The sequence below is a fragment of the Arthrobacter sorbitolis genome (genome assembly GCF_054510995.1).
The window spans coordinates 39,314-51,100 of the sequence record NZ_JBTNDM010000016.1; the positions used below are offsets into that span (position 1 = coordinate 39,314).

The window sequence follows — 11,787 nt, forward strand, 5'->3', positions numbered from 1 at the left end:
CATGCGTGCGGCTGCGGCGGTACGCGCGAGCCGGACGGCCAGGCGAGCGACACGCAGGGAACCGCCACGACCGTTCCGGCGCGGGGCAGGACAGGCCTGGCTGATTTCACAGATTACTAGGTCAACTTGATCCCCGGGAGATAAGTTCCGCCCCGTGGCTAGGCTTGCCCCATGTGTAACAGCGCAGCATCGGTCCGTCATCCCTACGCGGCGGGGGAGACGCCGCCGGCCTACCGGGAGCCGGAGGAGACGGAGGAGGCGGGAGAAGCGCAGTCCGCCGACGGCGGGGGAGAGGGCGGCGACGGGGCCCGGCGGCGCCGCAAGGGCACCTATCCGCCCCTGCCGGAGCCGCTGCCCGTCCCCGTGATCGACAACCACACGCACTTCGACTTCAGCGAGGGCCCCGCCGTCTCCCTCAGCGACGCCCTCGACGCGGCCGAGGCGGCAGGGGTGAGGGGCGCCGTCCAGGTGGGCACCGACCTCGCGTCGTCGCGCTTCACGGCCGAGGTCGTGGAGCAGGACGCCCGGCTCCTCGGCGCCGTGGCCCTGCACCCCAACGACGCCCCGCTGCTCGCGGGGGCGGGGACGCTCGACGACGCCCTCGAGGAGATCGAACGGCTCGCCGCCGGCCCGCGGATCCGGGCGCTCGGGGAGACGGGCCTCGACTACTTCCGGACGGGGGAGGGCGGGCGCGGGAGCCAGCTCACGTCGTTCCGCCGCCACATCGACATCGCCAAGCGGCTCGGCAAGGCGCTCCAGATCCACGACCGGGACGCGCACGACGACGTCGTGGCCACCCTCCTGGCCGACGGTGCCCCGGAGCGCGTGGTGCTGCACTGCTTCTCGGGCGACGCCGGCCTCGCGCGCATCTGCAACGAGCAGGGCTGGTACATGTCCTTCGCCGGGACGGTGACGTTCCGCAACGCGGAGAACCTGCGGGAGGCGCTGCTCGTGGCGGACCCCTCCCTCGTGCTGACCGAGACCGACGCGCCGTTCCTCACGCCGCACCCCTTCCGCGGCAGGCCCAACGCCGCATACCTCGTCCCCTACACCGTGCGCGCCATGGCGGGCTTCCTGGAGGCCGACCTCGACGCCCTATGCGCGCGGCTGACGGCGAACACGGAGGCCGTCTACGGCACGTGGGACCGGCCCGCGGAGCCCGGCGGACACCGCCCCGTAGCGGGTGTCGCCGATCACACGTAGCACCGGCCGGAGGGGCGAGTACGGACCCCCCGAAGTCGGGTAGGGAGCACTCGTGCCGGTGCCGCCGCTCCTTCGTACTGTTCTAGGAGGAGAGGCGCCGCCGGCCTTACATCGCGCCGAAGCCGGCCGCCCTCCCAGTACCGTCCTTCTCGTGAGACCGGAAGCCGACGGTGCGACCGGCAGCTTCCTTTTCCCAGCAGGGAAGCAGCCCCGAATGGGTCGGCGGCGCCGGAGGCTCTCCTGAGACCAGGGCCTCCACCAGGCGTCGCCGACTCCCGGGCCGGTATCCACCGGCCCTCCCGGCACGGCGCCGGGGAACGGCGACCCCGCCGGAGCGCCGCGGCGCGACCGATACCATGGCAGGGTGACTACGCCCCCCGCCGCCGGCACGCCCGCCCCCCTCCTCGGCGCCGCCGACATCAGGCGCCTCGCGGCCGACGTCGACATCCGTCCCACCAAGACCCTCGGACAGAACTTCGTCATCGACGGGAACACCATCCGCAGGATCGTCGCCGCGGCGAACCTCGGCCCCGACGAGACGGTCCTCGAGGTGGGGCCCGGCCTCGGCTCCCTCACGCTCGGCCTGCTCGACGCCGCCGAGCGCGTGGTCGCGGTCGAGATCGACCCGGTCCTCGCCCGGAAGCTCCCCGACACCGTCGCGCGGTGGCGGCCCGACCGCGCCGCGGCCCTCGACGTCCTGCTCGAGGACGCCCTGCGCGTCACGGAGCTGCCGCACCCGCCCACGGCGCTCGTCGCCAACCTGCCGTACAACGTCGCCGTCCCCGTGGTCCTCAACCTCCTCGAGCGCTTCCCCTCGCTGCGCCACGGGCTCGTGATGGTGCAGGACGAGGTGGCGGACCGCCTCGCCGCTCCTCCCGGGTCCAGGACCTACGGCGTGCCGTCCGTGAAGGCCGCGTGGTACTCGAGCATGACGAAGGCCGGGGTGGTGGGCATGAACGTGTTCTGGCCCGCCCCGAAGATCGCCTCCGGCCTCGTCCGCTTCACGCGCCGCGAACCCCCGGCGACGAGCGCCACGCGCGAGCAGGTGTTCGCCGTCATCGACGCCGCCTTCGCCCAGCGCCGCAAGACCCTGCGCGCCGCGCTCGCCGGCTGGGCCGGCAGCCCCGTCCTCGCCGAGCAGGCCCTGCGCGACGCCGGGGTGGACCCCACGGCCCGCGGCGAGGTGCTCGATATCACGGCCTTCGCGCGCATCGCGGAAGCCCGACGGGAAGCGCAGGCCTCCCCGGCGGCACCCCGGCCGGTGGGTTAGGTTGGTGGGTATGGTCCCGGGCAGAACGTTCGACATGCGCGCCGGCACCCGCTCCGTCCGCGTCCGTGCCCCCGGGAAGATCAACGTCTCCCTGAAGGTGGGGCCCCCGCGCGAGGACGGGTACCACGGGATCGCCAGCGTGTTCCTGGCCGTCTCCCTGTACGAGGAGGTCACGGCCACCGAGGCGCCCGGCGACGGCATCACCGTCACGGTGAACGGCCAGGGCACCCTGAACCTGCCGCACGACTCCATCCCGCTGGACCGCACGAACCTCGCGGTCCGCGCCGCCGAGCTCCTCGCGGAGGTCAGCCCGGGACGCACCGGGGTGGTCCTCGACATCACGAAGCGCGTGCCGATCTCCGGCGGCATGGGCGGGGGATCGGCCGACGCCGCGGCGGCCCTGCTGGCCTGCGACGCCCTGTGGGGCAGCGGCTTCTCCCGGGACGAACTCGCAAAGATCGCCGTCGACCTCGGCGCGGACGTGCCCTTCGCGCTCGTCGGGGGCACCGCCGTCGGGCTCGGGGTCGGCGACCAGCTCACGCCGGCCATCTCGAAGACGCCCCTGCACTGGGTCCTGGTGACCTCCGACTACGGCCTCTCCACGCCCGAGGTGTACCGCAGGCTCGACGAGATCCGCCTGCGCGACGGCGTGGACCCGGACCCCCAGCCGCAGATCGACCCGGCCATCCTCGGCGCCATGCGTGCCGGCGACGCCCCGGGCCTCGCCCCACTGCTCCACAACGACCTGCAGCAGGCCTCGCTCGAACTCGCCCCGGCGCTGGGCGATATCCTTGAGACGGGCAAGGCCGCGGGAGCCCTCGCCGGGATCGTCTCCGGCTCCGGTCCCACGATCGCATTCCTGACGCAGAGCTCGGGCCACGCGGCCGAACTCGAATCCCTCCTCGCGACGGAGGGGCTGCAGGCGGCATCGGTCCGCGGCCCGGCCCACGGGGCCCGCATCGTCGCCGGCTTCGCGGGCTGACCCGGCCCGCAGCCCCTCGCGCACACCGCGCATCCAGCGCATCGCTCCAACCGAAAGCAGTATCTCCTTGGCACACCTCCTCGGCGCGGAAAACCTCAGCGTCGCCTACGTCACCCGCACCATCCTCGACAACGTGTCCCTCGGGCTCGAGGACGGCGACCGCATCGGGATGGTGGGCCGCAACGGCGACGGCAAGTCGACGCTCATGCGCCTGCTCGCCCAGCACAGCACGCCCGATTCCGGCCGCGTGACGAAACGCCGTGACGTCTCGGTCGGGTACCTCGACCAGTCGGACGTGCTCGACGGCGACCTCGAGGTCGGCACCGCGATCGTGGGCGACCAGGCGGACCACGAGTGGGCGTCGAACCCGAAGATCCGCGACGTCATGGGCGGCCTGGTCTCCGAGGTCGACTGGCACGCGAAGGTCTCCTCCCTCTCCGGCGGGCAGAAGCGGCGCGTGGCCCTCGCCAAGCTCCTCATCGGCGACGACGACGTCATCATGCTCGACGAGCCCACCAACCACCTCGACGTCGAGGGCGTCGCCTGGCTCGCCCGCCACCTGCAGCAGCGGTGGCGTGCGACCGAGGGCGGCCTGCTCGTGGTCACCCACGACCGCTGGTTCCTCGACGAGATCTGCAACCACACGTGGGAGGTCCACGACGCGATGGTGGAGGACTTCGACGGCGGGTACGCCGCCTACGTCCTCGCGCGCGCCGAACGCGACCGCATGGCGAACGTCGTCGAGTCCAAGCGCGTGCAGCTCGTCAAGAAGGAACTGGCCTGGCTGCGGCGCGGCGCCCCGGCCCGCACCGCGAAGCCCAAGTTCCGCATCGAGGCCGCGAACGAGCTGATCGCCGACGTCCCGGAACCGCGCGACTCCCTCGCCCTCAGCAAGATGGCCATGTCCAGGCTCGGCAAGGACGTCCTCGACCTCGAGGACGTCAGCCTGACCATCGACGACGGCGAGGGCTCCGAGCGCCGGCTGTTCGACGACATCACCCTGCGGCTCGCCCCGGGCCAGCGCCTCGGGCTCGTGGGCGTCAACGGCTCGGGCAAGACCACGCTGCTGCGCCTGCTCAACGGGGAGCTCCAGCCCGGCTCGGGCAAGGTCAAGCGCGGCAAGACCGTCCAGACCGCGGTGCTGTCCCAGGAGGTGCGCGAGCTCGACGACGTCCGGGACAGCCGCGTCATCGAGGTCATCGAGTCCGAGAAGCGCGTGTTCGCCGTCGGCGGCAAGGAGGTCTCGGCGACCCAGCTCGTGGAGCAGCTCGGCTTCACCAACGAGAAGCAGTGGACGCGGGTCAGCGAGCTCTCCGGCGGCGAGCGCCGCCGCCTGCAGCTGCTCCGCCTGCTCGTGGGCGAACCCAACGTCCTGATGCTCGACGAGCCGACCAACGACCTCGACACCGATACGCTCTCGGCCATCGAGGACGTGCTGGACGGCTGGCCCGGCACCCTCGTGGTGGTCTCCCACGACCGCTACCTGCTCGAACGCGTGACCGACTCCCAGATGGCGCTGCTCGGTGACGGCCGGCTGCGGGACCTGCCCGGCGGCGTGGACCAGTACCTCGAGCTGCGCCGTGCCGCAGGACCCATGACGGCGACAGGGAACGCCGCCTCGCCCGCCGTCAGCGGAGGGTCCGCGGGGACGACCTCGAGCTCGTCCGAGGCGGAGCTCCGGCAGGCCCGCAAGGACCTCGCGCGCATCGAACGGCAGATCAGTAAGGTGGACGCCCAGAAGGGCAAGGTCCAGCAGCAGATGAGCGACGCCGGCGCCAAGGCCGATGCCGACTTCGATCACATCGCGGGCCTCGACACCCGCCTGCGGGAGCTGCAGGCGGAGATCGAGGACCTCGAGACGCAGTGGATGGAGGCCGCGGAGGTGCTGGGGGAGTAGGTCCTCCTCCTGCCCCCGTTTCGGCGGTTGGTCAAGCATGTTTCGGATCACACGCCGCGACGTTAATACTGGTCGGCACCGAACCCCACGCCGGACCGGGCAGGTAGTCGGCGACCTCGCCCGGAGGGCCGGCGGCACGGCCCCTCCGGCACCTCCCGCTCCCGCCGGTCGGCGCCCATCCGCGCTGCGCATGCGGGATGAAACCGCAGGTCACAGCACTGGAGGTTGCCTCCGGCCACCGTCCGGCCGGGAGCCGCGAGGCCCACCCGCCGACCCGCGCGGGAGAGCCGCGGGGCGGGCGCGCGCCCGCCACGGGGCGTCGAAAAAGCCGCTAGAGCGCCTAAGTAGTGCCAAGTAGTCGCGACTTTTTTTCGAGTAGGACAGGGTCTGGCGTGCCCCCCTAGTCTCAAGAAAGGGAACGGGTCCTGAACAGTGTTTCGGACCATCTGCCACACCAGGACGCAGCACTGCTGTGCCGGTGGGAGGCGCCCTACGCCCGCTGACGTGCATCCCGACAGCCGTCTCATTTTCCAAGGACACCGATGCACTCACTCGCGCTCGCCGCCAGCCCAGCCTCCGCCGTAGACCTCGGCGCGCAGGCCCTGGGCAACACGTGGTCCAGCTGGACCGCCGCCCTCGACTGGACCGACGTCAGCGCGTTCTGGGCCGAGGTCTCGCCCTACTTCCCGATCGCGGTCGCCGGCGCCATCGTCTGGGGCCTGTGGCTCTACCGCTTCATCCTCTCGCACCGTGCGAAGCCCATCGTGACCGACCACACCGCGACGACGTCGGTGGTGGTGCCGTCCTTCCACGAGGACCCGGACATCCTGATGAGCGCGCTCGAGTCCTGGCGTGCGCAGCGTCCCGACGAGATCATCATCGTCCTCGACGTCGAGGACCTGGAGGCGTACGCCCGCATCGAGGCCCTCGGGGACCCGACCATCAAGCCCATCCTGTTCCACCACGTGGGCAAGCGCTCCGCCCTGGGCGCCGGCATCCGCCTCGCGAAGTACGACATCCTGGTGCTCACGGACTCCGACACCTGGTGGCAGCCGGAGCTGCTGCGCAACGTGCAGATGCCCTTCATCGACCCGCTCGTCGGTGCGGTGGGCACCCACCAGAACGTCTTCCAGCGTGATTCGAGCGTGTGGCGCCGCGTCGCCGACTGGCTCGTGAACCTGCGCTACCTCGACTACGTCCCCGCGATGGGTGCCGCCGGCGCCGTCCCGTGCATCTCGGGCCGTACGGCCGTCTACCGCCGCTCCGCCGTCCTGCCCGTCCTCGAGCACCTCGAGAACGAGTACTTCCTCGGCAAGCGCTGCATCTCCGGGGACGACGGCCGCCTGACCTGGCTGGTCCTCGCCTCCGGCTACAAGACCGTGCACCAGTCGACGGCGCGGGCGCTCTCGATGTTCCCCTCCAGCTTCCGCGCCTTCGTCAAGCAGCGCATCCGCTGGAGCCGCAACTCCTACCGCTGCTACCTGACGGCCATCGGCACCGGGTGGCTGTGGCGGACCCCCTTCATCACCAAGGTCACCGTCCTGCAGATCCTGCTCACGCCCGTCACCATGGGCCTGACCATGTTCTACCTGATCTTCAACCGCCTCGACTTCACGGTGCTCGGCGTCGCCGCCGCCCTGAGCTGGCTCCTGCTCGGCCGCGGCATCCGCGGCGCCTCCCACCTCCGCCGCCACCCCAAGGACATCCTGATCCTGCCCGTCCTCGCCTTCGCCGTCATCCTCGTGGCCCTGCCCATCAAGCTGTACGCCTTCGCCACCATGAACAAGCAGGGCTGGCTGACCCGCCACGCCGACCAGGTCGGCGGCGACGGACAGGACGCCCTCAGCCTCCACTCCACCCCCGGCTCGGCACTCTCCGACCAGGACACCCGGGAGGCCGTCGCATGACCAGCCGCAAACCGATCCTCTTCGGCATCCTCGCGTTCGTCTTCATCGCGCTCGTCGGCGCGGGTTTCCTCGCCGCCGGCAACGTGTGGAAGGAGTCCGAGGCCGACGCCGTCGGACGCAACGAGATCGCCGCCAACGGCAACGTGCAGGGTGAGCTCTACACCGGTGACCCCCGCAGCGAGGCCCGGATCGTGCAGAGCGAGGAGGAACGCCTCGTCTACGTGCGGACCATCGCCTCGGCGGCCCGCTGGCGCGTCGACGGCCTCGAAGGCCCGTACCGCCTCCACACCGGAGCCACGAACACGCTCGTGCTGCCCGCCCGCACCATCCCGTACACCACCGCGGACCTCCTCCAGCTTGCACCGGACACCTTCAAGCAGCTGGCGTCGTCGACGTTCCTGCTGAGCGAGAACATCGTGGTGCTGCCCGGCGCCACCCTGTCCCTGAACGGCGGGGACGGCGTCACCGTCCGCATGCAGAGCGACGAGGACGCCTTCGTATCGATCGTCGCCCTCGGCGGCTCGCTGGCGATCGCCGGCACCCCGGAGGCCGACGTCGCGCTCACGAGCTGGAACGGCGTGGGCGTCGACACCGACACCTCCGACGGACGCGCCTACGTGCGGATGATCGGCGGCCATGCCGCGTTCTCCCACACCACCGTCTCCTCCCTCGGCTTCTGGAGCGGCAACACCGGCGGCCTCGCGCTGACCGGCACGGACACCGCCGGCACCTTCCAGGACGCACCGACGGCGGACCCCGTGGCACCGGCGGGCGCACGCCTGCTCCCCGAGGCGGACCTGCAGTCCCTCGCCGACCAGTCGGACCTCGACTACAGCGTCGTGACCGCCGGCATCGACAACCTCACTGTCAAGGACAACGCCTTCGGCCTCTTCATCACCAATGCCCGCGACGTCGCCATCCGCGACACCACGATCCGTGGCAGCCTCGTGGACGGCCTGGTGCTGCACCGCTCCGTCACCGACGCGACCATCACCGGCACGACGTCGTCGGACAACGCGGTGGACGGCATCACCGTCGGCCGGTCCAGCATGCGCGTCCAGCTGCAGGACGTCACCGCGCGGGGCAACGGACGCAACGGGATCTCCCTCGACGGACAGCCGCTCGCGGACGGCCCCAACGCCGTCGGTACGGCGGTCGTCACCTACGGGGCGAACCGCGTCGTGAAGAGCACCGTCAGCGACAACGGCCGCTACGGCGTCGAGGTCAGCGGCGGCGACAACCTGCGCCTCACCGGCAACACCATCCGGGGCAACGAGGTCGGCGTCGTCGTCAACTACGGGGCCCAGGGCGTCGCCATCATCGACAACGAGATCCGCGACCAGCGCCAGCAGGGCATCGCCGTCCGCGAGACCGGCGCGCAGGCCGACATCCGCAGGAACTCCATCTCCGGCGGCGACACGGGCGTGTATGTCCGGGACGCCTCGGCGACGGTCACCGGCAACACCATGACCTCGCTCTCCGGACACGGCGTCTCCCTCCGCGGGAACGTCCCCGACACCCGGGTCACCGGCAACAACGTGGGCGGGTACGGCACCACCGCCATCTGGGACGAGACGTCCACGGGTGCCCTCGTCGAGGAGAACGAACTGCTCAACTGGCACCCCGCCCCCACCGTCCACAGCGTCCTGAACTCCGTGTTCCAGCCGCTGACGTTCGTCTGGCTGCTGCTCGGCGCACTCCTCGTCGCGACCGCCTTCACCCGCAAGCGGCACCTGCGCGTACGGACCATCCGCAACCCCTACGAGGAGCGCGTCCCGCTGACGGCCCTCAGCCGCGGCATCGTGCGCATCGACGACGTCCGGGGTGCACGATGAGCCGCCGGAGCGGGCTGATCGCCCTGATCCTCGCCGTCGTCGCGCTCGCCGTGGCCGCCGTCGTCGTCGTGGTCGGCCTGAACGCGTCGAACGGCAAGGGGTCCGCCTCGAACGAGCGCGAGCCCCAGCCGGGCACCTCCCAGGAGGCCGCCCCGCCGCCCGCGCCGGTCGAGACACCCGCCGAGTGCCCCGAGGCCACCGTGACGGTGTCCAACCCGAACGACCTCATGACCGCGCTCGACGCCGCCAAGCCCGGCGACGTCATCGGCATCGCGCCCGGCGTGTACACGGGGAACTTCACCGCCTCCGCGGCGGGGACGGCCGAGCAGCCGATCACGCTCTGCGGCACCACGGAGAGCATCCTCGACGGCGGCACCACCGACGACGGCTACGTGTTCCACCTGGAGGACTCCTCCTACTGGGTGCTCCAGGGCTTCACCGTCCGCAACGGACAGAAGGGCGTCATGGTGGACCAGAGCACGAACACCGTGATCCAGGGCCTCACCGTGACGACCCTCGGCGACGAGGCGATCCATCTGCGGAAGTTCAGCACCGACAACCGGGTGATCGGCAACACGATCAGCGACACCGGCCTGCGGAAGCCCAAGTTCGGCGAGGGCGTCTACATCGGCACGGCCGAGAGCAACTGGTGCGACATCAGCAACTGCGAACCGGACCGCAGCGACCGCAACGAGATCGCCGGGAACACCATCTCCGGCACCACCTCGGAGAACGTCGACATCAAGGAGGGCACCTCGGACGGCATCCTGCGGGCCAACAGCTTCGACGGGTCCGGCATCGTCGAGGCCGACTCCTGGGTCGACGTGAAGGGCCGCGGCTGGATCATCGCCGAGAACACCGGCGCCAACTCGCCGCTGGACGGATTCCAGACCCACGAGATCGTGGACGGCTGGGGAACCGAGAACGTCTTCCGCGACAACGTCGCGCAGGTCAACGGGCCCGGCCTCGGCTACTCCCTGAAACCGGTGCGGGACAACGTCGTCGAATGCAGCAACACGGCCTCCGACGCCGGAGAAGGCCTGTCCAACGAGCCCTGCACCTCCGGCTGACCCGCTCCAGACCCCATACCCCCAAGCATCACCTGCACCACCCCGACACGACAGACCGAGCTACTTCCTACCCCAAAAGAGGCCTCATCATGAGCATCCCCTTCCAGAACGACCAGCCAGCACCCCGCGTGACCGTCATCGGCACCGGCTACCTCGGGGCCACCCACGCCGTCTGCATGGCCATCATGGGCTTCGACGTCCTCGGCGTCGACGTGGACCAGCGCAAGATCGACATGCTGTCCGCCGGCGAGGTCCCGTTCTTCGAGCCAGGCCTGCCCGAGAAGCTCCAGGAGGCCCTCGCGTCGGGTCGACTGCGCTTCAGCACCGACTTCGACGAGGCCGCCGCCTTCGGCGACGTGCACTTCGTCTGCGTCGGCACGCCGCAGGCCCCCGACTCCTCCGCCGCCGACATGCGCTACGTCGACGCCGCCTTCACGGCGCTGGCGACCCGCATCGACCGGAAGGCACTCCTCGTCGGGAAGTCGACGGTCCCCATCGGCACCGCCGCCCGCCTCACCACCATGGTGCAGTCGGTGTCCCCCCTCGGTGCCGAGCTCGAACTCGCCTGGAACCCCGAGTTCCTCCGCGAGGGCTTCGCCGTCCAGGACACCCTGTTCCCGGACCGCCTCGTCTTCGGCGTCAGCTCCGAGTGGGCCGAGCAGCAGCTCCGCCGGGTCTTCGCGCCGATCCTCGACCTCGACACCCCCGTGATCGTCGCCGACCTCGCCACCTCCGAGCTGGTGAAGGTCGCCGCGAACTCCTTCCTCGCCACCAAGATCTCCTTCATCAACGCCATGGCCGAGATCTGCGAGGCCACCGGCGCCGACGTCAACCACTTGGCCAAGGCCCTCAGCCTGGACGACCGCATCGGTGGCCGGTTCCTCAAGCCCGGCCTCGGCTTCGGCGGCGGCTGCCTCCCCAAGGACATCCGCGCCTTCAAGTACCGCGCCGAAGAGCTCGGTGTCGGGCAGGCCGTCAGCTTCCTCGGCGAGGTCGACTCCATCAACAACCGCCGCCGGGTCCGCACCGTGGACCTCATCCGCGAGCTCGCCGGCGGGAACCTCGACGGCGTCCGCGTCGCAGCCCTCGGCGCCGCCTTCAAGCCGAACTCCGACGACGTCCGGGACGCCCCGGCGCTCGACGTCGCACGGCTGCTGTACCTCGAGGGTGCCATCGTCACGGTCTACGACCCCGAGGCCAACGCCAACGCCCACCGCCTCTACCCGGACCTCAACTACGTCGGGTCGATGGCCGAGGCCGTGGACCAGGCCGACGTCGTCGCCCTGCTGACCGAGTGGTCCGAGTTCCGCGACGCCGATCCCGACGAGCTGGGCGCCCTCGTGACGCACAAGCGGATCCTCGACGGACGGCACGCGCTGAACGCCAACGACTACACGTCGAAGGGCTGGCAGTACCGGGCCCTCGGCCGGCCCGCTCAGGCGGCGACCGTGGAGCTCGCCAGCGACGTGCGCGACGAGACGCCGACGCTCGCGATGTAGCCCTCTTGCACGACGCTGTACGCCGCAGTAGGTAGCGGCGTACAGCGGCACGAAAAAGAAGGAGAGAGGGGGGGGGGGGCACCCCACCCACCCCCCGCGTTTGTCCTCCCGCCTCTGGTGGGAG

General features: G+C 71.0%; 8 protein-coding genes. All 8 read left to right on the forward strand.

Translation table 11 applies throughout. The annotated features are described in order from the left end of the window. The first annotated feature begins 171 nt into the window (after positions 1-171). The 8 genes from ACX80K_RS16775 (at position 172) to ACX80K_RS16810 (ending at position 11,663) form a co-directional block, all read left to right on the forward strand. Complete coding sequence (locus ACX80K_RS16775; protein WP_459273038.1) at positions 172-1,203, forward strand: TatD family hydrolase; 1,032 nt, start codon at positions 172-174, stop codon at positions 1,201-1,203. A 364-nt stretch (positions 1,204-1,567) separates the two neighbouring features. Then, entirely contained in the window at positions 1,568-2,473 is a 906-nt protein-coding gene (gene rsmA, locus ACX80K_RS16780; RefSeq protein ID WP_459273039.1) for a 16S rRNA (adenine(1518)-N(6)/adenine(1519)-N(6))-dimethyltransferase RsmA, read from the forward strand. A 10-nt stretch (positions 2,474-2,483) separates the two neighbouring features. After that, positions 2,484-3,455, forward strand: coding sequence for a 4-(cytidine 5'-diphospho)-2-C-methyl-D-erythritol kinase (locus tag ACX80K_RS16785; protein ID WP_459273040.1), 972 nt, complete (start codon positions 2,484-2,486; stop codon positions 3,453-3,455). Positions 3,456-3,522: 67 nt separating this feature from the next. After that, on the forward strand, positions 3,523-5,352 hold the full coding sequence (locus ACX80K_RS16790; RefSeq protein WP_459273041.1) for an ABC-F family ATP-binding cassette domain-containing protein: 1,830 nt from the start codon (positions 3,523-3,525) through the stop codon (positions 5,350-5,352). Positions 5,353-5,894: 542 nt separating this feature from the next. Beyond that, positions 5,895-7,259, forward strand: coding sequence for a glycosyltransferase (locus ACX80K_RS16795; protein WP_459273042.1), 1,365 nt, complete (start codon positions 5,895-5,897; stop codon positions 7,257-7,259). Further along, positions 7,256-9,094 (forward strand): right-handed parallel beta-helix repeat-containing protein, encoded by a 1,839-nt coding sequence (locus tag ACX80K_RS16800; RefSeq protein ID WP_459273043.1) that lies wholly within the window; start codon positions 7,256-7,258, stop codon positions 9,092-9,094. The genes ACX80K_RS16795 and ACX80K_RS16800 overlap by 4 nt, the downstream gene beginning before the upstream one ends. Next, positions 9,091-10,164, forward strand: a complete 1,074-nt coding sequence (locus ACX80K_RS16805) for a right-handed parallel beta-helix repeat-containing protein (RefSeq protein ID WP_459273044.1) — start codon at positions 9,091-9,093, stop codon at positions 10,162-10,164. Before ACX80K_RS16800 ends, ACX80K_RS16805 begins: the two co-directional genes overlap by 4 nt. A gap of 89 nt (positions 10,165-10,253) precedes the next feature. Further along, positions 10,254-11,663, forward strand: a complete 1,410-nt coding sequence (locus tag ACX80K_RS16810) for a UDP-glucose dehydrogenase family protein (protein ID WP_459273045.1) — start codon at positions 10,254-10,256, stop codon at positions 11,661-11,663. The last annotated feature ends 124 nt before the right edge of the window (positions 11,664-11,787 follow it).